Below are 25910 nucleotides of genomic sequence, written 5' to 3'. Positions count from 1 at the left end.
CAGGGGTGAACACTTGACTGCAACCCGCAAAGTCGCCCGTGGCGTCGCATGGACCGTAGGTACCTACACGGTTTCCATCGTTACCCGTTTCGGATCCAACATCATTTTGTCCCGGCTCTTGACGCCCGAGACATTCGGCATGGTCATGATCGTGAACACGGTCAGGCAGGGCATCGACCTGAGCGCTGACGTCGGACTCGCCCAAAATGTTATCCAGAACAAGGCCGGCGACCGACCGGAATTTTTCAATACAGCCTGGATCATGCAGATCGTGCGCGGCGCATTTCTTTGCGTTGTGCTGCTCATCTGCGCCGCACCGATCGGACGATTGTACTCCGTCCCCGAAAGCGCATTCGTCTTGAGCGGAGCGATCCTCCTCGTCGCAGGATTAGCCTCGACCTCGCTGCTTCTCCTGCATCGCCGGCTGCAACTCGCCAAACTCACCATGTTCGACCTCGCTCAGGATGTCGTGAGTGCAGCGATCATCATTATGGCCGCCCTTGTGAGCCCCACAATCAACTCCCTGATGATCGCGGTGTTGATCGCTGCGCTCATTCGGACGGGGACGAGCTATTTCCTCACAAACGACCGTAACAGGTTCGCCTTCAATAAGGCCCACGCGTGGGAGATCCTGACCTTTGGGCGTTGGATATTCCTCTCGTCCATCTTGATGTTCCTCTGCATGAGCTTCGACCGCCTCTACATCGGTCACGTTGCCCCCCTGGCCGTTGTCGGTGTGTACGCCATCGCGCGGACATTGGCCGACATGCCAATCCTTCTAGCCTCACGGATCGGATACTCCGTGGTGTTCCCGGTGGTTTCCGAAGCGCAGGGCCATGCCCGCGCAGATACCCGTGCCCGCCTTTCGGCTATCCGCTTCAAGCTGCTTGTAGTGGCGGCTGTCGGCATTGCCTTTGGCATCTCTGTCGCCGATCTCGCCGTTCATCTCGTCTACGACGCGCGCTATCACGAGGCGGGCTGGATGCTACCCATACTCCTTTTTGGCGTGTGGCTCGCCATCCTATGCTCCATCAATGAGTACGCAATATTGGGCTTCGGCAAACCGTCATATGCCGTGATCGCCAACGCAATCAAACTTGTCTACTATTTGATAGCTCTTCCCCTCGCCTATCTATATCTGGGCATACTGGGAGCCACCATGGTCGTCGCTCTGAGCGATCTAGGACGCTACGCCATCCTCGGAGTCGCCCAGAAGCGCGAGCAATTCTCCTTTCTGACTCAGGACGCAGGCGCGACCCTCCTTTTCCTATCGATCATTCTCGTCATGTCGGGAATTCGGTCGCTGGCGGGCTTTGGCAGCGCGTTCGACACCATACCTCTGAACGAGATCGCGGGTCTCTTTGGGAGGCTCGATGGCGGAAATTGACATCCTACTGCCCGTGCGAAACGGTGCAGAGTACCTTTCGCAGGCCATCACGAGCATCCGCAACCAAACTCATCGGGATTGGCGCTTGTGGGTTCTCGACCATTGCTCCGACGATGCAAGCGCCGAAATCGCTTTAAGTCATGGCGAGCAAGACCCGCGCGTGCAGATCCGATCCCTTGAAGCCGATGGGCTTTCGGATTTGCTGAACAAGGGACTGGATTTGTGCGACTCTCGCTTTGTCGCGCGCCAGGATGCCGACGACATTTCGCTTCCGCACCGTCTCGAATCTCTCGTTTCCGCGATGAATACCGATCCGGCCCTCGATCTCGTGGGATCGAACGCCACCACACTCGATGCCAGCGGCAAATTTCTCGGTCACATCGAATACCCGACGAGTGCGCACGGCGTCACCGCAAACGCATTGTTCTTCACGCCTCTGCTCCATCCGACAGTTCTCTACCGGCACGACACCCTGCGACAGCTTGAAGTACGCTACGGCATCGATTTCATGCGCTGGCTTCCGAGCGAACGGCGAACCACGATTCCGGCCCTCGCTGAGGACTATTTCCTTTTCGCCCAGCTTGCATTTCTCGGACGGTGCGCAAACCTCCCCGAGCGTCTCCTTCTTTACCGCCTGCACGGCAATAATGTCGGCTATACGAAGTTTGTCGCCCAGTCTCAGGTTGCACTCGACATCTCTCGCTACATGGTCGCATCGCTGTCTCAACGGGAGGGTCTGGAACCTTTCGATCCCGCACCGTTCTGCAACCACGCAATGCAACTCATCGACATTCCAGGGCGCACCGATTTTTCGGACGAGCACCGCCAACTGACCGCACTGATGACGCGTGTGATGCAGCCGTCTCACGATCTATCGCGCGTATTGTCGTTCAGTTCCTGTTTACGGAACCGTCGCAAACCGATCATGATGCAACGCTATCTGAAGCACCGCAGCAGGTTCGGACACAACGACAGGGAGTACCTGACGGTAAGATCGTGGCTGATACCGCGCGCGCTCCGCAAGTTGAGAAAGCGCCCGCACCTGACGCTCAGCCCCTCGGGGCTCACATCGACACCGTAACGAGAGAAGCCTGCCCACTCGGCGCCAAGATACATCCGATGACAATGACATTCGATAGGTTTGCGAACATGGCGGAGGTCACCTCTGCGCTTGCGGCCTATCTGGCCACGACACATGACGACGCGGCCGATGCGTCAGCATCGGTCGGCTTACGGAGCTAGGTGTCATGGAAAAGACCGGCTGTGCCGCACCGTCACAAAGCCCTTTGAGCGTTGCCGTGTGTATCTGTACATACCGACGGCCTCAAATGATCGCTGCACTCCTGGACCGGATCCGGGAAGAGGCTGAGCGCGTCTCCGGCTATGCGCGCGTCGGCGTGGTCTTAGTGGACGACGATCCTGAGAAATCCGCCGAGGCCGCCGCGAAGCGGGATGCCTCTGGTTTCGATCTGGGCGTACGATACATTCCGGCAGGATCGCGCAACATCGCCATCGCCCGGAACCTGGCCATAAGCGGCGGCATCGAGATGGCAAGGCTGATCGCTCTCATCGACGACGACTGCCTTCCGGGCGAAGGCTGGCTTTCCGAACTCTTGAAGGTGCATGAGATCGGAGACGCGGAAATGGTGACCGGCGTATGCATCGACCGATTCCCGGAAGAAGCTCCGTCGTGGGTGCACCAAGGCCCCTACTTCGATCCGCCGCTGGAAGGAGAGGACGGAGAATTCGTAACCGAAGGTTACATGAAAAATATGCTGCTCGTCGCCGACGCCATTCGCAGCACCGGCATTCAATTCGACCCTGATTTTGGACGGACGGGCGGAGAGGACGCGATGTTCATGATCCAGGCTCGAAAGCTGGGTTTCAGAAACCGTCGGGCGTCGCGAGCCGTGGTCTATGAGCAGGTGCCCGCCCAGCGCCTCACACTCAAGTATCAACTCCGGCGCCGGTTCTGGTACGGCAACACGGAATCGCTAACGACGGTGGCATCCGGTGGCGCCACACGGCTGCGCGCGCTGCTCCGCGGAGGGCGGATGATCGCGGCGGCGTCAACGCTGGTTCCGATGCGGCTAGCCCGTGGACAGCCTCCGGAGGCCCACTCGGCCGCGGCTGTCTTTCTCCAGGGCCTCGGACGGATGCTCGGCGCTTTAGGCATCTCCGTTAACCATCGATAGCGGCCCACGGTGGAAGAACCTCACGCGACGTACTTTATCTCGATGATCGGACATCGCGGGCCCGCAAGGCTGAACTGGGTCTGCGAATGAGCAACATGCACCCCGCCACGGACCGTGGCACGCGCCTTGCAGATTTTTTCACGGCGTTCGATCATACGCGCGATGCGAGAAGCGATTTCCAATGTTGTACAAGAATAGCGATAGGCCGAAGTCGGTCGCATATGATGCTGATGATCCAGTATCCACAAGCGACGCGTTCGACCTACGATGGTTAATTGTTGCGGTCCTGCAGCGCCGTTGGCTCATCATCGTCTGTCCGCTCATTCTGATAACGCTTGCTGCTCTGTTCGTCGTTTTCCGTTCGCCGATCTACACCGCCTCCACACAGCTGCAACTGACCAATCTCCGGCTGACGTTCAGTCGAGAGGATACATTTTTCGCCGAAACGCATCCCGATCCCGCCTTCCTCGAAACGCAGCTTCAGATCATCCGGTCCGATCGGGTCGCGCTCAGCGTATTGAATACGCTTGAACTGCTCGACGCCGACGCTTCGGTTGAACGCAAGGCAGCGGCCCTGGAGAAGCTGCGTCGCGGCTTCGTGGTCGACCGTGCAGGCCTAAGCAACGTTGTCCAGATATCCTACACATCGCAGCAGCCGGATGTGGCAGCTCGTGTCGCCAATGAATTTGCGAAATCCTACATTGCCGAGCTGAATGCGGCCCGGCTCGATGCCGCCCAGTCGGGCAGCAGTTGGCTGCGGGATCGCCTCCGGGAGGTTGGGCCCAAAGCACGCGTCATTGCGGAAGCTTTGCCTCCCCCGCACAAGGGTAACCTCCGCGGCATCTTCATAATCGCAGCAGCCGCGATTATCGGCGGCGGCTTGGCCGTCGCAGCCGCAATTGCCTGGAAGCTCATCGACCGCCGTGTCGTAACGCCGGAAGAGGCGGCGGCGGCGACCGGGACAGCGTGCCTCGGCACCGTTCCCCTGCTACCCGATCTAATGCTGCCCGTCACCGAGATCGTCGAAGACGCTCCCAGCGAGACGTATGAGACGGATGCCGATGCAGGTCCGCATCCCGACGCGAATGCGGCTGCGGCTACGGACAACGCGGAGAGAACCTTCAGCGTCCACCCCTGGCTTCTGGAGAACGTGCTCCGCGATCCCCCGTCACCCACATGGCACACGCTTCGAAACGTGGAAGCCGCATGCCAAGATTGCTTCAGCGGCCGGGGGCTTCGTTGCCTAGGCGTCAGCTCTACGTTTGCGGGAGAGGGACGATCCACGATCGCGACCGCTCTTGCGCTTTCGATCGCAGCCACGAACAAGCGCGTTCTTCTCGTTGATGGCGACGTCTACGATCCCGAACTGTCACGCACCCTCGCGGGAGAAGGCAGCCCGGGCCTCATCGACTATTTACGTGATGAGGAAAGTTACCTGGACGCTTACGTCCTGGTCGAACCTCACACCAAGTTGAATTTTATGCCCATCGGCAGGTCGGAAAGCACCGCCACCAACATCTGGACGGACGCCTTCCGGCGTTTCCTCGAAGAGGCCAGCTTAACGTACGACCTCATTATATTCGATATGCCGACACTCGGCATGGGCGGCGACATCCGGGCATCAGCCCACTTTGTCGACGGATTCCTTCTGGTCGTGGGATGGAAGCAGGCATCGAAGAACAATATCGAGGTGGGCATCAACGCCGCATCCTCCTTCCAGGATCGGCTCGTTGGATCGGTGCTGAACAAAGTAAATACGAAGCAGATGCGTTGGACCCTGTCGCCGCAAAACACCTTCTGGTCGCGCCAGAACAACTCCGTCCACGGCACTCGCCTGTCCTATCGAACCCGTTTTAGCGATCGTGTGAGAGGAGGTATTCAACTCATCGGCGCCCGTGGGGAGACGGAATGAGATGGCGCACCGTGAGGGAAACGCCAATCACGGACGCCTGAAGGTTCGCACCCGGAAACGAACGATCTGTCAGATAGCGATCACGGGCATTGGCGCTGCGTTGTTGCTCGGAATCGCCAGCGTTTCGTCGGCAAAATCCGGAGATCGCCGTATGCCAGCGCCGCAAAGCATATTCGTATCGGGCCACAGCCTCACGAATGAGCCGATCCCTAGCAATGTGGCTAAAATCGCAGCCGGCTTCGGTTTTCAGCTCTCTTGGAACCGGCAGCATCTGGATGGATCGTCCATCAAAGAGCGATCTCACGGCGGCGTATCGGGTGAAGGACAGTGGACCGGATACTCACAAGGCATCGATCGCTCGAACGCACCGATCGACGTGCTGGACGAATTCCATCGCCGGAGAGCCGCACCTTACGACGTACTCCTCATGACCGAGCAGCACCATCTGCTTGGATCTCTCATATGGAACGACACCATTCGTTACTTGAGAGATTATCAGCGCCGTTTCGCGACCCACAACCCTATGGGAACTATCCACTTCTATGAGCCGTGGCTATCGCTCGACGATAAAAGCGATCCGAGGCGTTGGATCGCGTATGAAAGGGCCGCGGCACCCGTCTGGCAGTGCGTCATCGCCGAAATGAACCGGACACTTGTCGCCGATGGAGGCCACGACCGCATCGTGTCATTGCCTGCAGCAAGCGCGCTTGCCTACCTGCTTGAGCAAGCCACGCAGAAGCCGGGCATCGAAGGCATAACGCGCCCGAGCATCCGATCCACGGTTGATAGCCTCGTCTCCGACGACGTCCATCTCACGCCGCTCGGCAACTATTATATGGCGCTCGTGACGTTCGCTTCCATCTTCTCCCACTCCGTCGAGGACGCGTGGCACCCGGCTGGTGTCACGGCCGAGCAAGCACGCGCTTTGCAAACGACGGCCAACGCATTCCTTCAAATGCCACGATCTCAGCCGATGCCGCTCGACGAGTGTCGTTCCTACGTCCGACGCGAATTCCTTTGGACCTACCTCGGCTATACGGACCGAACGAACTGGCGCAGGGAGCGCGGCTATTTTGGCTCTATGTACCTCCGGCTCAAGCTTGCGGCGCAGTGGACTCTATTGTTCGCAAGCCGCAAGGCCTCGAACCCCTTCGCCGAGGCCGCCTATATCGATCCCTGAATAAAACCCGGCGCCGAAATAACCCGTCCCTGCTCAATCGCCTTTGTCCGCAGCCAGATCGAACTCGGCAAGCAACTGATCGAGCACAGGCCGGATTCCCTTAAGCTCGCGAAGGTGAGCCGCGGCAAGCCCATCCATGATCCGCTCCGTCTTGGCCGTGGTCCGAACCTGAACCCGCCGCGCATCGACTTTGCTTTTTACCCGCACGACGAAGCCGTTGTTCTCAAGCCGGTTCACGAGTTCGACCGCGCTGTGATGACGGATCATCAGCCGCGCGGCGATTTCCTGGATGCCAAGCTCGGAACCGTCGGGTGCGCCTTTGATCGCCAGCAGAGCCTGATACTGCTGAGGGCTTAGGCCAGCCTCGTCCGCCGCTTGCTCGCTGAACGCAAAAAACTGCCTCAACGCAAACCTGAATTCCGCAAGCGCGACATAGCTCTGCTTCGGAAATTTCGCGCGCGCAGCCTTGGCCATGAGGTCATACCTTGAATATATCGTATCACGATGCAATATTGGAGAAGTCGGCATGACGGACGAACCGCACCGACGTGCGCGGGCCGTCCCCATCCGGCAGCCCGTTCTGTCCTTACGCCGGAGGAACGCATCGGCACTAGAGCCTTTGTGCGGGAAGGAACGATTTTACTTCGATGTCGCCACAGCTTGTCTGGAGCCACCCGCGCGCTCCGGCCCTTGAAAGGGAGGTAACGTCATGCTTATCGCGACCGTAGCCCTACTCCTGGCGATCCTTCTCTTCTGGTTCGGCTTTGCACAATCTCATTGGATCGCACCCGCCGCCCTGTTCACCGCCAGCGGCCCGTTGGTGGCCGCGCTGTCATGGAGCTACGACACGGAGCGCGTTCTGGCGCACCTTTTCCTCAACTTCGCGCTCTTCTACATCGCCTTTGCCCTCGGGCGCTGGATGGGCGACCGCACCCTGGCACCCAGCCGAACGCGCTCACATCGCCGTCCCGAATCGCACTGGAGGCCCTCATGAGCACCGAGCCCAAAGACGACCAGGAGCACGAACGCGACGACCCTGTGCAAACCGCAATCTTTCTCGCCATACTCATATCCGGGTTCCTGTTGATCCACCTTTTCGCATTCAGGATCTGGTAGGCTCGGCGAGCCGTCGCCTGAGAAAATCGAGCAACACCGTCGCGTTGTTATGCTCGATGTCCGCCGCGGCAAACAACAGGGTGATCCGGCCGTGCCGCGCCAGATCTTCCAGAACGGCGAGGCTTCGTTCATTTGCGGTAAGCTCTCGACGGTAACGCCGTTCGAATTCCGGCCACCGCGCGATGTCATGGTGAAACCAACGCCTCAACTCCGTAGTAGGCGCGATATCCTTCAGCCACGTATCGATCTGAGCGGCTTCTTTGCGCATTCCGCGGGGCCAGATCCGATCGACGAGAACACGCGTCCCGTCACCGCGAGACGGCTCAGCATAAACGTGCTTGAGAGAGATCTCGCTACCGGGCGAAGACGTTCTTTTCCGCGGCGTCATTCCATTTTCATCCACTGAAGTTTCGACGTCGTCCGCGTCGCGGTCTAAACGTACGGCAGTGCCCCCGAGATCCCTCTCACGACTATTTGATGCAGACCCGCACCTCTTATCTGGACGTGCAACGCTTAAAGATATATTATATTTATATCTTATTGCAAAATCCAAAGCGAGCGATTCAAGGAAGAGGTTTATGTCCCTTGCGCTTAAGAAGCCGGTTCCCGCCGACGTGTCTCCTCATGCGGTCCCAAATCCGGAAGAGAGCGCAAGGGACACCACCGATGCGGAAGAGATCGACCATGAAGACGGATTGCTCGCCATTCGCTGGGGCACGCCGTGAGCCGAAACCAATGCACCTAGACGCAACACTTTCGCATTCCCCAAAAAACCGAAAAGGACGCCCTCTATGTCGAAAGCAGCATGGTTCCTGGCGCTGACCCTGATCGCGAGCGCAGCCGTTGCCGGCGACGAACGCATTGCATTCCCATCGGACTACAAAAGCACCTTCACGAACTATCTCAATCTTGACCGCATCCAGAATGAGGATCAGATCATCCATCTGTTCGCGAACGACACCGCAATCGAAGCGGCTCAAGCCGGAAGGGAGCTGCCGAACGGTTCGGTGCTCGTCGGCGAGATCTATGCGGCCAGGAAAGACGAAAACGGCAAGGTGCAAAAAAGCAGCTTAGGCCTGCGCATACGCGACAAGCTGGCCGCCGTTGCCGTGATGCAAAAAGGCGAGAACTGGGGCGCCGCCATGCCTGAGGATCTGCGCAACGGAGATTGGGACTTCGCGATTTTCAGCCCCGAAGGCAAGCGCTTGGAAAAGGATCTTAACGCTTGCAGGCAATGCCACGCACCGCTCGCCGGCACTCAGCACCTGTTCTCGCTGGAGCATCTGGCACGATGACGTCCCACGCCGGAAAAGAACCGTCGCCACGCCAGCATGGGATGATAAGATAGAGGCACAATGACTTTCGTCGTCACAGAAAACTGCATCAAGTGCAAATTCACCGACTGCGTGGAAGTCTGCCCCGTGGACTGCTTCTACGAAGGCGAGAACATGCTCGTCATTCACCCGGACGAGTGCATCGACTGCGGTGTGTGCGTCCCGGAATGTCCGGCCGATGCGATTTTCTCCGACGCGGAGCCTCAGGCAACCGCTCACTGGCTTGAGGTCAATCGCAAATACGCGGACCTGTGGCCCAACCTCACGGGCAAAAAGCCGCCGCTGCCGAATGCCGATGCGGAAAACGGCCGCCAGGGAAAGGCAAACGAGCTCTCTCCGCTCCCCGCCTCGGAGGATGTCGCCTGACCGTCAGGCCGCACGATAAGACAGCCGTCATGAAACCGTAGCAAAGGCGAGAACATTCTGCCCTTCAGAGAGCGCTTCACTGCATCGGAGGCCGAATGTCGGACGTCGACACTAAAAAATCCATTCTATCTCAAAGGCTTGAGGACGAAGCCATCGACTCGTTCGATGAAGAGCTCGAAATGGAGCTCGACGACGGGCGCCTGGATCAGTTGTTGTCCGGCGACGATCAGCCGGAAACCGAGGGCCAACTCGACCGGAAAACGTATTTTCGTGAGCTGTTTCGCCTTCAGGGGGAACTCGTCAAACTTCAGGACTGGGTCGCTCATAACAAGCTCAAAGTCGTCGTCCTGTTCGAGGGACGCGACGCAGCCGGCAAGGGCGGCGTGATCAAGCGCATCACGCAGCGCCTCAATCCTCGTGTCTGCCGCATCGCCGCTCTGCCCGCCCCCAACGACCGCGAGCGGACACAATGGTACTTCCAGCGCTACATCTCTCATCTGCCGGCAGGCGGCGAGATCGTGCTGTTCGACCGCTCCTGGTACAACCGCGCGGGCGTTGAGCGTGTCATGGGGTTCTGCGGCGAGGACGAAGTCGAAGAGTTTTTCCGCTCCGTACCCGAATTCGAACGGATGCTTGTCCGTTCCGGCACGATCCTGATCAAGTATTGGTTCTCGATCACGGACCGCGAACAGCATCTGCGCTTTCACATGCGCAACATAGACCCATTGAAGCAATGGAAGCTTTCGCCCATGGATCTCGAATCCCGCCAGCGGTGGGAGGACTACACCAAAGCGAAAGAGGAAATGTTGGAGCGAACCCACATCCCGGAAGCACCCTGGTGGATCGTGGACGCCGTCGACAAGAAGCGCGCGCGCCTCAATTGCATCGCGCACTTTCTGACGCAAATTCCCTACGACGAGATCGGGCGATCGCAGGTTCACCTGCCGGAGCGGATCTATAAACCGGATTATCAGCGCAAGCCCGTGCCGGACGAACTTTACGTCCCGGGCAAGTACTGACGGCCGCCCAACGTGCGAAAGCTCTGATGCCTGGCGCCACGCCCCTCGGGAATGGCGCCGGCGTCGAGCGCGGGTACTTACGAATTCGTTTCGTCTACCGGAGCTATCGGGCCCGTCTTGTCAGATAGTCGGCGGGTCTGGGTCAGCGGCTCGGGCACCGGCTTGGTATGCAGCCTGTCGCGCCCCGACATGAAGTCGCCCTGAACCTGCATCGTGAGCCGCTCCGCGTCGCGCTCGCGAATATCGGCGACGGCTTCCGCGACACTGTCCTCGTCGCAACCGAGTGCGCGCAGGCTTTCCGCTCCCATCAGGAATGCCGATTCGAGCGTCTCGCGGATCTGATAATCCACGCCTGAGCGGATCAAGTCGATCGCGTGCTCGCGGTCGAACGCCCGCACCAGAAGCCGCGCCATCGGGAATTCGTGCTTCACCAGTTCCACGATCTGGTTGGCCGCCTTCGGATCGTCCACGCAGACCATGATAACTTCGGCATCTTCCGCGCCCGAATGACGCAGGATGTCGAGCCGCGTTCCGTCACCGAAAAAAATCTTGAAGCCAAAGCGCTCCGCCGCGCGGATCATGTCCGGATCGTTCTCGATGATCGAAACGTCCACGCCCTTCGCGAGCAGGATTTGCGACGTGAGCTGTCCGAAACGTCCAAACCCGATGATCAGCACCTGCCCTTTGAGATCGCGCGGCGCTTCCATGCCCGCGAGCGATGGCTTTTCACGCAAGAAACGATCGGTCGCGATCAGGATCAGCGGCGTCAACGCCATCGACAGGATCACGACAGTCGAGAAGATCGCGTTCTGATGATCGGTGAAAAGGCCTCCGCTCGTCGCGGCAAGATAAAGAACGAATGCGAACTCGCCACCCTGCACGAAGACGGACGTTCGGTGCAGCGCCGTGACATTGGACGATCCGAACATCCGCGCGACGGCGTAGACGCCAACCGCCTTCACCGCCATGAACGTGGCCAGCAGCGCCAGCACAAGCGGCCAGTCCGCCGCCACCACGCCAAGATCGAGCGACATGCCGACCGCGAGAAAGAAAAGACCCATCAAAAGGCCGCGGAACGGCTCGATGTCGCTTTCGATCTGATGCCGATAGCTCGACCCCGAGAGCATGACGCCCGCTATGAAGGCGCCCATGGCCATCGAGAGTCCCGAGACCTCCATCAACAGCGCCGATCCGAGCACGACGAGCAGCGTACCCGCGGTCAGCACTTCCCGCGCACCGGAGCGGGCGAGAAGCGCAAAGAAGGGATCGAGCAGATAGCGTCCGGCAACGACGAGCAACGCCAGCGCTCCGAGCGCGATGGCAATGCCCTCCGGCCCGGCTTCGCCCTGCGCGGCGGGAGACAGAAACGCCACCACCGCAAGCAACGGCACGATCATCAGGTCTTCGAACAGGAGGATCGCGACCGACTTCTGGCCGTTCGCGCTGGCGATCTCGCCCCGCTCGGCTAGGATCGACATGATGACGGCGGTGGACGACATCACGAAACCGGCCCCAGCAACGAAGGCGACAGCCGGAGAAAGATTGAAAAGATAAACCGCCGCGGCGGTCAGCAGGCCGATACAGCCGCCGACCTGCACGAGACCGAGACCGAAAATCTGGCCGCGCATGGCCCACAGTTTCTGCGGACGCAATTCGAGGCCGATCACGAACAGAAACATCACGACGCCGAGCTCGGCGAAATGCAGGATGGAGCCGGGATTGGTGAAGAGCCCGAGAAACGAGGGTCCCACCAACATGCCGGCGATGAAGTAGCCCAGCACCGAGCCGAGCCCCAATCGGCGGAACAGCGGAACCGCCGCCACCGCTGCGCTCATCAGCACGACCACAGGCCCGATCGTTTGCGCCAAACCTTCAGCAGCCATGGTCCCCGTTTCCCTTTGTGGAGTTCCGGGGAATGTCAGGGAAAACCGGAAGGCTGGCAAGCGCGCCGTTCTTCCTGAGGGCTGCGCAACTAAGCAATTCCGCGCCAACTACCCAGCGCGCATTAGGCCTCGCTGGCCTCGTCCTTCTTTTTGTCCTTCGCGAAGGTGGAACCCGCATCCTTGAACTTCATGAGATGCGCATCCTCGGCCGATCCGCGGGTCTCCGCCACGATGCCGAACGACAGCGGCTCGTCCTGCGCATAGCGCTTGCCGAGCCGCCAGGCGATCTCCGCGCGCGCCGTTTCGACGCCGAGATAGAAGGCATGCCCCGCATCCTGCCGCGTGTCGAGATGCGGATAGAGCTGAAACGGATCTCCGGAAACGTGATGGCCGTTACGGTTGTAGATATGGACGCCGTCCTCGGCCACTTCGATGCGGTAGTTCTGGTCTTTGATCTCGCCCGCAAGCTTCGTGATCTCATCGGACGTCGTAGCGAACGACCGCCTGTCACGGAGTGCCATCAGGCCGCCCCCGAACCCCTGCGGCAGCGCGTCGGCCTCCTTGGCGGCGAAGTACTCGCGCCGCGCGCGGTCGAACTCGCGGATCGCCGTCCGGCAATGGGGGCTCACCTGCACGGCAAGAACGGCCGTGATGTTGAGTTCCGAACACAGCCCCATCAGCACCGCGTTGATACCCGTCGTATCCGCGTCCGTAAGTTCGGTGAGATTGCCGATGCCCATGAGGATCGGAATATCCGGCCGCCGCGCCCTGAGATCCACGTAACGCGCCACCGACGCCGCGAAGCCGTAATGGATCGGGTCGAGAATGGGATCGGCGTAGAACGGCTTGCCCTTGGCGATCATGATGTCGATCGCGCGGTCGAGGCTCGCGGCGTCTGCAGCGCCCGCGGAAATGAGAACCGGAACCGCGGGCCCCTCGTCCGCGATGCCGATGTTCTTCTCGGAAAGACTGAGCAGATAGTCGGCGCCCGCCTTCGTCGCCCGCAAGAGTTCCTCGGAGTTGAAGGAATCGACACTCACCTTCGCGCCATCCGCATGCAACGCGGCAATGGCGTCTTCCAAATGCGGAAACGGACTGTCGGGAAGACACCCGAGATCGATCACGTCCGCGCCGTCCGCGCGAAGCTTGCGCGAGCGCGCCACGATCTCGTCGGGCGTCATGAGCGTGGCGTCAACGATCTCGGCAAAGATCGTGCAGTTGTGCCGCGAGAGATCGACCTTGCCCCTCGCATGGCCGAGATATTCGGGAAGATCCGCAACCTCGTCGGGACCGCGCTCGAAGCGGGTCCCGAAAAAGTCCGAGAGGCGCTCCAGGTCGCCGCGGAAGCGGCCCGGCATGACAACGCGGTCGGCCGCCTCCGGCAGCTTGAGCCGCCGTTCGACGATCTCCGTCGTCATCAGCGCCGCCACCTTGACGCCGACGTTGGCGACGATCGGTTCCAGCTTATCGCCCGCCACCTGATCGGCGACGCGCTGGACGCGCGACTCGGCCAGCGACCCTGTAACGAGCACGACACGTTCCGCCATATCGCAGTGCTTTCTCAGTCCGTTCTCGGCCGAAGCGGCCCGATGCCGAATGTGCTATCGCCCTGCCGCTCGCGCAAGCCGCATCGCGGCATTTGCCGAAATCGGCGGGATCGTCGTAAACCTTCCCCTTCGGAGCTCCTCGTTAACGTTTGGCCGCCCCAGACCGCAACCGATAGGCGTCCTACGCCATGCCCAACCATCGACACGCAACGCATACAGATGACATCCAGCCTCGCTCAAGTTTCGCCTTCGATAAATACTCATGGCCGGAATTGCGCAGCTACGCCGCATGGCACGCACGCTCTCATAAACTACCGGCAATCCGTCCTCGTTGCCGCGGAGCCACCTGAATGAAGGTCGTGATTCTCGCAGGCGGTCTCGGATCGCGTCTCGCCGAAGAAACCAGCGTTCGCCCGAAGCCGTTGGTCGAGATCGGCGAAAAACCGATCCTGTGGCACATCATGAACATCTATGCTCATCATGGGTTGACGGACTTCATCATATGCGCCGGCTACAAGGGGTATATGATCAAGGAGTACTTCGTAAACCTGTGCTTGCATCATAATGACATCACGGTCGACCTCGCCAACAAGGCTATCACCTATCACGGCGCCCAGCGCATCAACTGGCGCGTCACGGTCGTCGACACGGGCGCTCACTCCATGACGGGCGGCCGCATTCGCCGCGTGCGCGAATATCTCGATCCGGAAGGACCGTTCTGCCTTACCTACGGCGATGGCGTCGGCGACATCGACATCTCGGCAGAGATCGCGTTTCACAAGAGCCACGGCCTCAAGGCCACAATGTGCGCCGTCGCACCTCCCGGCCGCTTCGGCACGGTGGACATTGAGGACGGCCGCGTCAGCGCCTTCGTCGAGAAACCGAGAGCCGCCGGCCAGCGCATCAACGGCGGCTTCTTCGTCCTCGATCGCTCCGTCGTGGATCTGATCGGATCCGACGACACCGCCTGGGAAGGCGAACCGCTCCAGAAGCTGGCGGCGAAAGGCCAACTCGCCGCGTTCAAGCATGACGGCTTCTGGCAACCCATGGATACGCTGCGCGAGCGCGTGCAGCTCGAAGAGCTCTGGAACTCTGGAAAAGCGCCGTGGAAGGTATGGACCTAACGGCGTTCTGGCGCGGCCGGCGTGTTCTCGTGACCGGACACACGGGCTTCAAGGGCGCATGGCTCTGCCTCTGGCTGGAAAAACTCGGCGCCGAAGTCTCGGCCGTCGCCCTTGCCCCGGATACGAGCCCCTCTCTCTATCACCTGCTGGCGCCCTGGAAGAACCGGCAACACCGCATCCAGGACATCCGCAGCCTCGCACAACTGCGCGAGACGTTCGCGGCCACCGACCCCGAAATCGTCATTCACATGGCGGCCCAAGCGCTCGTGCGACCGTCCTACGACGATCCGGTCGAGACCTTCGCAACGAACGTCATGGGCACCGTCAACGTCCTCGAAGCGGCGAAGCCATGTCCGGCGGTCCGTGTGATCCTGGTCGTCACATCGGACAAGATCTACGCGAACGACGGACGGGGCCGCCCGTTTGGCGAGGCCGATCCTCTTGGCGGCAACGATCCCTACAGCGCATCGAAAGCGTGCGCGGAGCTGGTTTGCCACAGCTACAGGGCAAGTTTCTTCAGAGGCAGTCACGTTCGCCTTGCCACCGCGCGCGCCGGCAATGTGATCGGTGGCGGCGACTGGTCGAAAGACCGCCTGGTGCCGGATTTCATGCGCGCCTGCGAAGCGGGAGAGCCCATCGCGCTCCGTTATCCGAACGCCGTGCGCCCCTGGCAACACGTTCTCGAACCGCTCGGCGGCTACCTGATGTTTGCAGAAGCGCTTGCGAAGACCTCGGATGACAGCCTGCCGCCCGCGCTCAATTTCGGGCCCGGAGATCAGAGCAGCGCAACCGTGTCCGACATCGCCAATGCGCTCGGCAAAGCGGACGGCGACGGTGAACACTGGCGGCAAGCGCCCGGCGCGCACGCGGGGGAAGCCGCGGTCCTGAAACTCGACTCGGCGCTGGCCACGCGCACCCTCGGTTGGCGCCCTCGTCTCAGCCTGAAAGACGCACTTGCCTGGACGACAGACTGGTATCGCGCCCATCGCACCGGCGCCGATATGCGGGCTTTTTCGCTCGGCCAGATAGAGGCGTACGAAGAACGCAGGATTGCAGAGCACACCGCCCCTCCGGTGAGCGCATGAAATTCATTCCAACCGCCATCGCGGACGCATTCGAGATCGAGATCGACCCGCGCACCGATGCACGTGGCCTGTTCGCTCGCACGTTCTGCGCCGAAACGTTCGCAGCACGCGGCCTCGCCAGCGTCTATCCTCACTGCAACATCTCTCACACAGCCAAGCGCGGCACGTTGCGCGGCCTGCATTATCAGGACGCGCCGAAGCGGGACGCGAAGCTCGTTCGTGCGACGCGCGGAACCGCGTTCGACGTCGCCGTCGATCTTCGCCCGCACTCGCCGACCTACCTTCGCTGGGCCGCGGTCGAGCTATCCGCAGAAAAGCGGAACGCGTTTTACATCCCGGCCGGATGCGCTCACGGATGTCTGTCTCTCACCGACGAGTGCGAACTGTTTTATCAAATTTCGGAAGTGTACGATCCCGCCCTCGATTGCGGCGTCGCCTACGACGACCCTGCATTCTCGATCGAATGGCCGTTCGCGCCGGCCTTCATCAGCGAGCGCGACGCAACGCATGCGCGCTATATCCCCGCGCCACGCGGCACTCAGCCATAGCGGCCGATCAAACCTTGATCGCGATGATTTCCATCACGCTCGGCGCATCCTCGCCGACAGCATACTCGGCGACCTTGAAGCCTTGCGCTTCGAGCATCGAGACGATACGGGTCCGGGTAAAGTTGTGGTGATTTTCGAGCGCTCCCCAATACGGGTTCGTCCCGAGCGCATCGAGGATACGCCATTCGATGGTATCCATATTCGGCGCAGAAATGAAAAGCACGCCGCCCTTCCGCATCATCCCATGAACTGCCGCGAGAGCTCGTTTTGGAAACGGTGCGCGCGTCAACCCGCCCGCGATGCTGACGACGCTGAAGCGATCGACGGCATCCACATCCTCGATCGACTCGATGTCGTTCCAGAATGCCTTGAAGCCGAGTTTGAGAAGCCGCTCCACGGTGTCGATCCGGCGATCGACACCGAGAAGATCGTAACCCCATTCGGCCGCCGTAAAGAGCAACGAGCCGTTCCCCGTCCCGACATCCAGCCATTCGCCGTCCGAAACGTGCCGCGCCACGCGCTCTACGATCCGCCCCGAAATCTTGCGTCGCCGCCCAGCGTCGTTTCCGACCTCCTGCTCGGGGAGGATCGACGAAACGACGATCTCGCGTGCTTCGGGCGTGAAATAGCCTTCCGTGAAGAAATGCCCGCACGCTTCGCACGCGCGCCACTTCACCGTCGGCGGAAGCTCGGCTTTGTACAACGGATGATCGGAGATCTTTGCCTCGATCTGATACGGAATGTCCACTCCGTCGCAGACAGGACAGGCATCGTAGGCGACATGCGCTTCGAGCGTCGGTGGCGCTACGCGCGTGAATGAGGAAATCGTCGGCACATCCTCGGCCACCGTGAACGGCCGCGGCGCTTCTCCGTTTCGCATGATGTCCACCATCGTCTCGTAAGACCGTTCCAGGTTTTTCGTATAGCGCGTCGAATCGAACAGCGGGCTCGTGTCGCGAACCGCAGCGATCTTGCGCCGGATCGTATCGAGGCGGCCCCTGTCGCCCGCGAGCTGAAGCGCAATCCGCTCGTAGTCGTGAACGTCCCGCGCGATCAGCTCATCGAGTTCCATGGCCGACAGCAGGCTCGCGGCGACGCGGCCCGCAAACGTCTCTCCGAGCGACGTCAGCACAGGCAATCCCGCCCAAAGCGCGTCGCTCGCCGTCGTATGCGCGTTGCACGGCGCCGTATCGAGAAAGAGATCGGCAAACCGGTGGCGCGCCAGATGCTCCGCGTTTGGGAGCGGATCGGCAAACACGATGCGGGCAGGATCGATACCGCGCACAACGGCCTCGCGCCGAAGGTTTTCCCGGCACACCGGATTTTTGATCAGCGTCCAAAGCACGGACCCGGGAACGCGATCGAGAAGCCGCATCCACACACCGAAGATTTCGGGGGTGATTTTGTAGTTGTTGTTGAACGAGCAGAACACGAACGCATCCTGCGGAAGTCCATGATCCGCGCGCGTGCACGACGTTTCTGCGATCTGCCGCTGCCGGTCGTTAGGCTGATAGCAGTGCGGAAGCTGCACGATCCGCTCCGAATAATCCGCCTGATGCGCCATCGGCGTAACGACAGGATCGCCGAGAATATAGTCGATGAAATCGCATCCCATCGATCCGGGATAGCCGAGATAATTCACCTGAATGGGCGCAGGCTTATACGCGAGAATGGCCGAGCGCCCATCCTGCGTGTAGCCCTTGAGATCGACAAGGATGTCGATCCCGTCCTCGTGGATCAGCTTTGCGGCATCCTCGTCGCTCATGGTGCGAATTTCGACGAAGCGGTCGAACGCTGCCTTGACGCGGTCGCGCATCGCGCTCTTGTCGTCCCGACTGAAGCAGTAGCCGACAAGCTCGAAGCGGTTGCGATCCGCCTTTTCCAGAACTTCCGCGAGCAGGATCGTCGTGGCGTGACTACAGAAATCCGCCGAAAGATAACCGATGCGAATGCGCGCCCCCGGCTTCGAACAATTCGGATAGGTCGTAAACCTGCGCGTCTCGGGAATACCGAGAATATCTGTAAAGGCCTTGCCGGCCGAGAGCTGATCCGCCCTTGAGGTATCCAGCGGCAGCAACAGGAAGGGCGCCACGGGAGCCTGCCGCTTCCGCCGCATCGCGATGCAATGCTCTTCCTCGTCCTCTATCCCAGCCCAGTCGCACGCAACGCGCTTGAGATGGATGCGTTCGAACCGGATCACCAGCGACTGCGGCGCACATTCGACGGCGTGATCGAACGCCGCCGTCGCCTCCTCGGCCCGGTTGGCGATCTTGAGCGTCACCGCGAGGTTGTAATGCGCATCCACCAGTTTCGGATCGAGCCGCACCGCCTCCCGAAACGCCGTGATCGCCCCATCGTTCAAATGCATCCTGCGCAACAGGATGCCCACTTTCACATAACCGTCGGCACGTTCCGGCTCGATAGCCAGCGCGCTCTGATAAGCGGCAATCGCATCGCGCTGTTGCCCCGCGCCCTCAAGCGCCGCGGCGAGATTGAAATAAAGCTCCGCACGGTTCGGATCGCACGCGATCGCACGCTGCTGAAACGCCACGGCCTCACCGAACCGCCTTTGCTTGAGCAATCCGTTGCCGAAACCGTCGTAGAGACGCGCGCGCTCCACCGGATCTTGAGTTTGCGCTGCGACCATCGCCTCGGCATCGCCAAGATTGCCCGTCTCCGTCAGGATCTGACGCTCGAAGTCACGCACATCCGCCAACTCAGGCGCGAGGCTGCGCGCACGCGCGTAAAGCGCCATGGCTTCCGCAGTCCGGCCGGACCGCAACAAAACCTTGCCCATCTTCACCAGGACGGACGGCTGATCGGGCTTGAGACTAAGCGCGGCCTCGAACGCCGCAACGGCATCGGTCGTGTTTTTCGCCGCGTTGAGGAGGCTGCCCAGCACCACGTGCGCTTTCGCGTCGTCTGGCCCCAACGCCAGCGATTGACGGCAGGCCGCAATCGCCTCGTCGAGCTGCCGTTGCTCACCCAGCACGATGGCGAGATTCAGCCACCCCTCGCGGGAGTCGGGATCGATTTCGAGGCTGCGCCGGATGCAATCGAGGGCGTCGCTCGTTGCGTTGGTTTTGAATGCGATGAGCCCCAGATTGAGAAGGCTCGGCGCATGTGCAGGAAAGCGCGCCAAAATGCGTTTATGCGCTTCCGCAGATTGCTCGAACTTGCCGTCCCGCAACAATTGCACGGCCTCGCGAAAATCGCGCACAAGCGGATCGGAACTCACCACGTTTGGCGTCCGGGACGTCGCCTGCGTATGCCGCCGTTGTTTCCGGCCCATCTGATCTCGATCGGGATGACGTCGTAACGATAGCTGAGAGTTGCGTTATAGGGCGCCAATCCTGCGTGAAGCTTGTGCAAGGCTGAACAAGCCGGCGGCACGCTCGAAGCCTGAGCGGCAGTTCCCCCATTGAAAAGAAAACAGAATATTTGGGAGGATCAGGGCGCGCCCTGCGCTCAATGATCAGCGAGCTGATCCGGATCACGGCCAGGCGCGAGTTCGCGAAGCACCGCAAGCGGATGCGTCCTGAGCACCGCCACCGCATCCCGGCGGTAATCGTCCGGAGCCCCGGCGAGGGCGCGCTCGATCCAGGTCCGCCCCTCCTCGGCCTGTCCGGCCTCGGCGAGCGAGCGCCCGTGATGAAATTGGCCCCGAAAGCACCCACCTTCCGCCGCCCACCGATACCAAAGCCCGGCGGAGCGTGCGGCCCTCGCTCCTTCGCGCGTCTGCTCACGGTAACGCCCGATCATATTCATGGCGCTGGCGTTGCCCCGCCGCGCGGCCCGCACGAGTTGAGTGAGCGCCGCGGCCGGGTCCACCGGCACACCGCGACCCTGAGCCAGAAGACATCCAAGGTTGAACGCACCCCATGCGTGGCCCTTGTCGGAAGCCTTGCGATACCATTCGGCCGCCTCGCGAGCGTCCGGCTCGACGCTCCAGCCAAGCTCGTAGCAGCGTCCCATCATGTTGAACGCATCCGCATGGCCGGCCCCCGCCGCCAGCCGGAACCAGCGATAGGCCGCCGCGAGATCTCGCGGCACATCGGCGCCGTCGAGCAACTTGTGCCCCCAACCGATCTGCGCCTCGACATCCCCCTGCACGGCGCGAACCCGCAGCTCCTCTGCCGTCAGCTCCCGCTCGCCGGCCTGGCCCGGATCCCAGAACCTCACGTAGAGAACGTCGTACTGCGGCTCCTCCGCCACCGTCCGTGCAATATCCCGATGGATAATGATCCGTGTCCGCGCCGCGCGATCCGACCGCATATTCATCCCTTCGCAGCGCGCCTTACGCGCGCCCTGGATCTGCTGCTAACCGTTGCCGGCGACTCAGCAATACATGACGGGGTTGTTCAAGATAGAAAATGCGGGCCGCTCGGAAAGCCGTCGCGTTGCAGCTACGCACGGCGGGGAATGGGGACGCCACGATTGCTTGGCGGCAGCCCGCCGATCGGGCATGGGACGAGACCGCAAGTCCAATGCCCGCGTAGCTTTGTCGCTCCATGGCACAGCCTCCACAGCTCTCCTTGCCGAGAGCATTTCTTGAGGATAGAAGTAGGGAATAAACAGGATGCAAGAAGGCGATCGGCAGGAAGACGAGGCGTGTCGGCCTACAATCCGCTCACCGCAAAGGGGTGAGTTCGCCCGTCAAATTGGGATACGGTTCGCCTCGGCGGCCATCGGCTCTCCAATGCGAGCGGCCGACAGCGCGGTCGCTATGACATCGATGCATGAGAGGGCTGAAAACATGCAGGACGAGTTGGCAGCACGCGGCGCATGGGCCTGCGTCCCCTCCATTCGCATCGCCATGCTGCTCGGAGCAGTGGTGTGGAGCCTGGGCGCCATCGGCCAGCCCGCATTCGCTCAAGACGCCGCGCCGGACTTGAGCCGCACCGCCCCCGTCAACGAGCCCGCTCCCCCCATCGACGCGGAAACGCCGCCCGCAACGACACCGGCCTCACCCTCTGCCACGGACGCAGAACCTGCGGCCGCGCCCTCCACGGACACAGGCTCCGCAAGCGAAGCGCCGCCCTCGACATTCACCGCACCCACATCCTCTGAGACGGGTGCCGACGGCACCGGCGCAATGACGCCGCCACCCGCCGACGAAATCCTGGCCATCGACGCCGGTGACGAGACAGATCTCGCCGAAGCGTCGGCAGACGAAGCACCCCAATCGAGCGTCATGCCCCACGATCTCTCGGTCTGGGGCATGTACGAGGCCGCCGACATCGTCGTGAAGGCGGTGATGATCGGCCTCGTATTCGCCTGCTTCATCACCTGGACAGTCTGGCTCGCGAAGACCATCGAGCTTGGCATCGCCAAGGCAAAACTTCGCGCGGCCATCCAGCGCATATCGAGTGCGGAAAGCCTCACTCACGCCGTGCAGGCCTTTTCCGGCGTGCGCGGACCGGGCAGCCGCCTCGTCCACGAAGCCGCCGAAGAAGTGACGCGCTCGGCGCGCCTCCTCGATCATGCCGGCGATCAGGGCGTGAAGGAGCGCGTGACGTCGCGTCTATCCCGCATCGAAGCCGGCGCGCAGCGGCGTATGACGCTCGGCACCGGCGTACTTGCCACCATCGGTTCGACGGCACCGTTCGTCGGCCTTTTCGGCACCGTCTGGGGCATCATGAACAGCTTCATCGGCATCGCCCAGTCACAAACGACAAACCTCGCCGTCGTGGCGCCCGGTATCGCGGAAGCGCTTCTCGCAACCGGCATCGGCCTTATCGCTGCCATTCCCGCGGTCATCATTTATAACGCCTTTGCTCGGTCCATCGCCGGTTACAAGCTGCTCCTGGCTGACGCGGCCGCAGGCGTAGAGCGACTGGTCAGCCACGAACTCGATCTGCGCAAGCTCTGGCAGGCCTCGAAGCCTGCCGGCAAGCCAGCCGCCGCAGCCGAATGACGAGGGGCACGACATGGCCGGCAGCCTGAACTCACGCACCGACAGCGACGATCTGGAAGAGAGCCACGAGATCAACGTCACGCCGTTCATCGACGTGATGCTGGTGCTTCTCATTATCTTCATGGTGGCAGCGCCGCTCTCCACCGTCGACGTGGCCGTCGACCTTCCGGCTTCGAACGCACCGTCGCAACCTCGCCCGGAGGAACCGATCTTCCTCAGCGTCAAAGAGGACCTGACGCTCGCCTTCGGGAACGACATGGTCGGCCGTGACGAGTTGAAAGCCCGCCTCGACGAGAAGACCGGCGGCAAACTCGACGAGCGGATCTTCGTGCGCGCCGATAAGGCAGTCGACTACGGCGACCTGATGGAGGTGCTGAACCTCCTGCGCGACACGGGCTACCTGAAGATCGGCCTCGTCGGCCTCGAAACGCTTCCCACGCCGTCAGGCGCGCCCGCCGCAGAGCTGGCACCGGCTCCGGGAGGCCCCTGATAGTGGTTTCTCTTGCCTGGCAATACGAACGCGACGGCGAGTCGCTCGTCACTTCCGCCACGCGCTGGCTCGGAGCCGCCGTGACGGTGGCCGCCATGCAGGCCGGGATCGCTTACGCGGTGCTCAACTGGCCGCGCGCCGCCGAGAGCGCGGGCGAGCCCGCAGGCGCCATCATGATCGACATCGCGCCTGTCGTTTCCGCACCCGACGTCCCTCCGCAGGAACTGGCAGTCGGGCCGGAGCAGGCTGCGTCCGAAGAGAGCATCGCCAACATCTCCGACGATGTCGTCGAAGAGCTCCTTGAAATGGAGGACATGCCTGTCGCGCGGCCCAAGCCGATCGAGGACATCCCCAAGCTTGCCGAGCTTCAGCATGCGGAAGCCGTTCTCCCGCAACCGATCGAGGACAAGCCCCTTCCCAAGGAGGAGGAGCCGGAAGTCGAGAAACTCGTCGAGCAGAAGAAAGCCAAGAAGCCGCCGCGCAAGCAGTCCGTCGCGTCTCAGGCCATGGCGCCGCGTGCCGTCAAAAACGCCAAGAAATCCAGAACCAACGCAGCTCCGCGCGCCGGCACGTCGTCGTCGATGTCGGCCGCCACCTGGCGCGGACGGCTCGTCGCGCATCTCAACCGCCATAAACGCCATCCCGGCGGCGGCGCCCGCGGCACCGCCTCGATCTCCTTCACCATCAACCGTTCGGGAAGCGTAACCGGCGTGCGGCTGACGCGATCCTCTGGTAATGCCGCGCTCGATCAAGCCGCCGTGGCTCTCGCCCGCCGGGCAAGCCCGGTACCGGCCCCGCCGTCCAACGTCGGAGGCGGCAGCGTGACCGTCAACGTGCCGATCCGCTTTACGCGCTGAGACCGAGACGGCCGGAACTTTCTCTGTTCAGCCGATTGACCCGGGCGGCTCCCAGAGCACGCTCCGCGTGATGTCGCCCACGCGCGCACATCCCGTGAGCGCCATCGCCGCCTCGAACTCCGCGCGCAGGATGGTGAGGAGGTGGATCACCCCCACGGGTCCTGCCACGGCAAGAGCGTGCAGGATCGGCTGCCCGATCATCACCGCCTGGGCACCGAGCGCCAGCGCCTTGAGTACATCCGTTCCGCGACGAATGCCGCCATCGAGAATGAGCGGGACGCGCCCGGCAACGCGCCACGCCACAGCCTCCAGCGCGTCGAGGCTGGCCGGCAGCGTATCCAGCGTGCGGCCGCCATGGTTCGACACCACGATGCCGTCAACGCCGCTCGCAATCGCACGCTCCGCGTCGTCGGGATGGACGATACCTTTGAGCAGGATCGGCAGCTTCGTCTCGCTGCGCAGCCACTCCACATCCGCCCACGTCGGCGCATGGTCGAGCAGCCCCTTGAAGACGGGGCTTTCGCCGGGCCCAGCCCTTGAAACTGGCCCCGGGACGCCATCGATATTGACCGGCCGCACGTGCGGCGGCAGCCGGAACCCCGCACGCTGCTCGATGTTGCGCACGCCGTTCACGGGTGCATCCACCGTCACCACGATGGCCGCGTACCCCGCCGCCTCCGCGCGCCGCACGAGGGAAAGCGTCGCCTCGCGCGTCGCCTGCATATAGAGCTGGAACCAAAGCGTCGTCTGCGCCGCCTCCGCGACCTCCTCAAGACGAACGCTGGCAAGCGTGCTCACCGTCATCCACACGGACACGGCCGAAGCCCCGAGCACAGCCGCAAGCTCGCCGTCGGGATGCACGAGCTTTTGATGTGCGACGGGCGCAACGAGGATCGGGACGGTCAGCGCTTTTCCAAAAAGCACCCTCTCCGTCGAAGCGACCTTCATGTCGGTCAGCACACGCCCCGCAAGGCGCATGTTGTCGAACGCCTCGCGGTTCCAGCGTTGCGTGAAACCGTCGGCGCCGGCACCCGCGATATAGGCCCAGACATCGGCGGGAAGACGCGCCTGCGCATACCGCTCGTAATCGGCGGCGGACACGCAATCCGGCGGCACCGCGTGTTGAGGTCCGTCCGTCACGACGCATTCCTCTCGCTCGTCATGTCCACCGTCGTCCGTCTCAGGTCTCGGACCAGGCGCGGATCAGGTTATGATAATGCGCCGTAAGCCCCACAACGGCCGGATCGTCGTCCGCCAGCCTCTCGCGCACGCTCATGATCGACATGTCGAGATCGTAGAGCATGTGGCGGCGCCAATCGTCCTTCACCATCGACTGCGACCAGAAGAACGACCCCCAGCGGCTGCCGCGCGTGACGGGCGTCACGCTGTGCATGCTCGTTGCGGGATAGACGACGAGATGTCCCGCTGGCAGCTTCACGGTGTGCTTGCCGTAGGTATCGTGCACGACCAGCTCGCCGCCGTCGTAATCCTCGGGCGGCGTCAGGAACAGCGTGGACGAAACGTCCGTACGAAGCCGCTGGCCGCCCGGCAACGTCCGGATCGAGCCATCGACATGCGCACCGAACGTCATGCCTTCGTCGTAGCGGTTGAACATCGGCGGCAGCACGCGCAGCGGCAGCGCGGCCGTCATGAACTTCGCGTTGCGCCCGAGCGCTCCAAGGACGATCTGCCCCAGCTCTTGGGCCGCAGGAGAATCGATCGGCACTTGCAGATTGTTTTTGACCTTCACGGCCTGATCTCCGGCCGTCACGCGCCCATCCACCCACTGCGTACCTTCGAGCACGCGGCGGATATGCGCGAGTTCCTCTGCCGATAGCACGTCCGGGATGGTTACGAGCATGGGATCGTCTCCTTAAAACGCAAGAATGCCGGGCAAGCCCGGCATTCTCTTCTTACCCGTTTCTGCAGAGGCTGACCTTGATTCCGCTC

At 61.8% G+C, this 25910-nt stretch carries 25 protein-coding genes; 17 read left to right on the top strand and 8 right to left on the bottom strand.

Going from position 1 to position 25910, the window contains the following annotated elements; all coding sequences use genetic code 11:
• Positions 1-13 precede the first annotated feature (13 nt).
• The 5 genes from W911_RS04305 to W911_RS04285 all read left to right on the top strand — a co-directional run bounded on the left by W911_RS04305 (position 14) and on the right by W911_RS04285 (position 6674).
• Positions 14-1387 carry an oligosaccharide flippase family protein gene (locus W911_RS04305; RefSeq protein WP_081717628.1) on the top strand — a complete coding sequence of 458 codons (1374 nt, stop codon included), beginning with the start codon at positions 14-16 and terminating at the stop codon, positions 1385-1387.
• Entirely contained in the window at positions 1374-2468 is a 1095-nt protein-coding gene (locus tag W911_RS04300; RefSeq protein WP_023786290.1) for a glycosyltransferase family 2 protein, read from the top strand. Before W911_RS04305 ends, W911_RS04300 begins: the two co-directional genes overlap by 14 nt.
• Before the next feature lie 166 nt (positions 2469-2634).
• On the top strand, positions 2635-3582 hold the full coding sequence (locus tag W911_RS04295; RefSeq protein WP_081717627.1) for a glycosyltransferase family 2 protein: 948 nt from the start codon (positions 2635-2637) through the stop codon (positions 3580-3582).
• 181 nt (positions 3583-3763) lie between these two features.
• Positions 3764-5494: an exopolysaccharide transport family protein gene (locus W911_RS04290; protein WP_023786286.1), complete on the top strand. Its 1731-nt coding sequence runs from the start codon at positions 3764-3766 to the stop codon at positions 5492-5494.
• A 217-nt stretch (positions 5495-5711) separates the two neighbouring features.
• Entirely contained in the window at positions 5712-6674 is a 963-nt protein-coding gene (locus W911_RS04285) for a hypothetical protein (RefSeq protein WP_144083504.1), read from the top strand.
• A gap of 33 nt (positions 6675-6707) precedes the next feature.
• Here the strand turns inward: W911_RS04285 and W911_RS04280 are convergent, their stop codons facing one another.
• Positions 6708-7148 (bottom strand): MarR family winged helix-turn-helix transcriptional regulator, encoded by a 441-nt coding sequence (locus W911_RS04280; RefSeq protein ID WP_023786284.1) that lies wholly within the window; start codon positions 7146-7148, stop codon positions 6708-6710.
• Positions 7149-7383: 235 nt separating this feature from the next.
• On the opposite strand from W911_RS04280, the gene W911_RS04275 reads away from it, so the two are divergent.
• Both W911_RS04275 and W911_RS18865 read left to right on the top strand, forming a co-directional pair.
• Positions 7384-7668, top strand: a complete 285-nt coding sequence (locus W911_RS04275; RefSeq protein ID WP_023786283.1) for a hypothetical protein — start codon at positions 7384-7386, stop codon at positions 7666-7668.
• Positions 7665-7790, top strand: coding sequence for a hypothetical protein (locus tag W911_RS18865; RefSeq protein ID WP_023786282.1), 126 nt, complete (start codon positions 7665-7667; stop codon positions 7788-7790). The genes W911_RS04275 and W911_RS18865 overlap by 4 nt, the downstream gene beginning before the upstream one ends.
• Here the strand turns inward: W911_RS18865 and W911_RS04270 are convergent.
• Positions 7777-8178: a DUF488 domain-containing protein gene (locus W911_RS04270; protein ID WP_023786281.1), complete on the bottom strand. Its 402-nt coding sequence runs from the start codon at positions 8176-8178 to the stop codon at positions 7777-7779. The genes W911_RS18865 and W911_RS04270 overlap by 14 nt on opposite strands.
• 190 nt (positions 8179-8368) lie before the next feature.
• Here W911_RS04270 and W911_RS18290 point away from each other — a divergent pair, with 190 nt between their 5' ends.
• From W911_RS18290 to ppk2, 4 genes are all read left to right on the top strand, one after another.
• Positions 8369-8515, top strand: coding sequence for a hypothetical protein (locus tag W911_RS18290; protein WP_023786280.1), 147 nt, complete (start codon positions 8369-8371; stop codon positions 8513-8515).
• A gap of 66 nt (positions 8516-8581) precedes the next feature.
• Positions 8582-9085 carry a cytochrome P460 family protein gene (locus W911_RS04265; RefSeq protein WP_023786279.1) on the top strand — a complete coding sequence of 168 codons (504 nt, stop codon included), beginning with the start codon at positions 8582-8584 and terminating at the stop codon, positions 9083-9085.
• Between the two features lie 60 nt (positions 9086-9145).
• Positions 9146-9490 carry a ferredoxin FdxA gene (gene fdxA / locus W911_RS04260; protein ID WP_023786278.1) on the top strand — a complete coding sequence of 115 codons (345 nt, stop codon included), beginning with the start codon at positions 9146-9148 and terminating at the stop codon, positions 9488-9490.
• A 95-nt stretch (positions 9491-9585) separates the two neighbouring features.
• Positions 9586-10509: a polyphosphate kinase 2 gene (ppk2, locus tag W911_RS04255; RefSeq protein WP_023786277.1), complete on the top strand. Its 924-nt coding sequence runs from the start codon at positions 9586-9588 to the stop codon at positions 10507-10509.
• Between the two features lie 77 nt (positions 10510-10586).
• Here ppk2 and W911_RS04250 read toward each other — a convergent pair whose 3' ends face one another.
• Together W911_RS04250 and W911_RS04245 are read right to left on the bottom strand one after the other, a co-directional pair.
• Positions 10587-12392, bottom strand: a complete 1806-nt coding sequence (locus W911_RS04250; RefSeq protein WP_023786276.1) for a monovalent cation:proton antiporter-2 (CPA2) family protein — start codon at positions 12390-12392, stop codon at positions 10587-10589.
• Between the two features lie 122 nt (positions 12393-12514).
• On the bottom strand, positions 12515-13939 hold the full coding sequence (locus W911_RS04245) for a DUF6513 domain-containing protein (protein WP_023786275.1): 1425 nt from the start codon (positions 13937-13939) through the stop codon (positions 12515-12517).
• A 350-nt stretch (positions 13940-14289) separates the two neighbouring features.
• On the opposite strand from W911_RS04245, the gene rfbF reads away from it, so the two are divergent.
• The 3 genes from rfbF to W911_RS04230 are packed head-to-tail and all read left to right on the top strand — an operon-like array spanning position 14290 to position 16696.
• Entirely contained in the window at positions 14290-15063 is a 774-nt protein-coding gene (rfbF, locus tag W911_RS04240) for a glucose-1-phosphate cytidylyltransferase (protein ID WP_023786274.1), read from the top strand.
• Positions 15054-16148 carry a CDP-glucose 4,6-dehydratase gene (gene rfbG / locus W911_RS04235; protein WP_023786273.1) on the top strand — a complete coding sequence of 365 codons (1095 nt, stop codon included), beginning with the start codon at positions 15054-15056 and terminating at the stop codon, positions 16146-16148. The genes rfbF and rfbG overlap by 10 nt, the downstream gene beginning before the upstream one ends.
• A complete protein-coding gene (locus tag W911_RS04230) occupies positions 16145-16696 on the top strand; it encodes a dTDP-4-dehydrorhamnose 3,5-epimerase family protein (protein WP_023786272.1) in 552 nt (183 codons plus the stop codon). Before rfbG ends, W911_RS04230 begins: the two co-directional genes overlap by 4 nt.
• A 7-nt stretch (positions 16697-16703) precedes the next feature.
• On the opposite strand, the gene W911_RS04225 is transcribed toward W911_RS04230, so the two are convergent.
• Positions 16704-19988, bottom strand: a complete 3285-nt coding sequence (locus W911_RS04225; RefSeq protein WP_023786271.1) for an O-linked N-acetylglucosamine transferase family protein — start codon at positions 19986-19988, stop codon at positions 16704-16706.
• A 176-nt stretch (positions 19989-20164) separates the two neighbouring features.
• Positions 20165-20971, bottom strand: a complete 807-nt coding sequence (locus W911_RS04220; protein ID WP_051388509.1) for a tetratricopeptide repeat protein — start codon at positions 20969-20971, stop codon at positions 20165-20167.
• 481 nt (positions 20972-21452) lie between these two features.
• Here W911_RS04220 and exbB point away from each other — a divergent pair, with 481 nt between their 5' ends.
• Genes exbB through tolA form a run of 3 tightly spaced genes read left to right on the top strand, consistent with a single transcriptional unit; the run spans position 21453 to position 23960 of the window.
• Positions 21453-22613 (top strand): tonB-system energizer ExbB, encoded by a 1161-nt coding sequence (gene exbB, locus W911_RS04215; RefSeq protein ID WP_023786269.1) that lies wholly within the window; start codon positions 21453-21455, stop codon positions 22611-22613.
• Between the two features lie 13 nt (positions 22614-22626).
• Entirely contained in the window at positions 22627-23103 is a 477-nt protein-coding gene (exbD, locus tag W911_RS04210) for a TonB system transport protein ExbD (RefSeq protein WP_023786268.1), read from the top strand.
• A 2-nt stretch (positions 23104-23105) separates the two neighbouring features.
• Positions 23106-23960: a cell envelope integrity protein TolA gene (gene tolA / locus W911_RS04205; RefSeq protein WP_023786267.1), complete on the top strand. Its 855-nt coding sequence runs from the start codon at positions 23106-23108 to the stop codon at positions 23958-23960.
• Positions 23961-23987: 27 nt separating this feature from the next.
• Here the strand turns inward: tolA and W911_RS04200 are convergent, their stop codons facing one another.
• Positions 23988-25100 carry an alpha-hydroxy acid oxidase gene (locus tag W911_RS04200; RefSeq protein WP_244438587.1) on the bottom strand — a complete coding sequence of 371 codons (1113 nt, stop codon included), beginning with the start codon at positions 25098-25100 and terminating at the stop codon, positions 23988-23990.
• 40 nt (positions 25101-25140) lie between these two features.
• Positions 25141-25821, bottom strand: coding sequence for a Fe2+-dependent dioxygenase (locus tag W911_RS04195; RefSeq protein WP_023786265.1), 681 nt, complete (start codon positions 25819-25821; stop codon positions 25141-25143).
• Positions 25822-25910: the final 89 nt, after the last annotated feature.

Source organism: Hyphomicrobium nitrativorans NL23 (assembly GCF_000503895.1).
Classification (GTDB): domain Bacteria; phylum Pseudomonadota; class Alphaproteobacteria; order Rhizobiales; family Hyphomicrobiaceae; genus Hyphomicrobium_C; species Hyphomicrobium_C nitrativorans.
The sequence above is the reverse complement of the archived record's forward strand: the minus strand, read 5'-3'. Positions and strand labels throughout refer to the sequence as shown.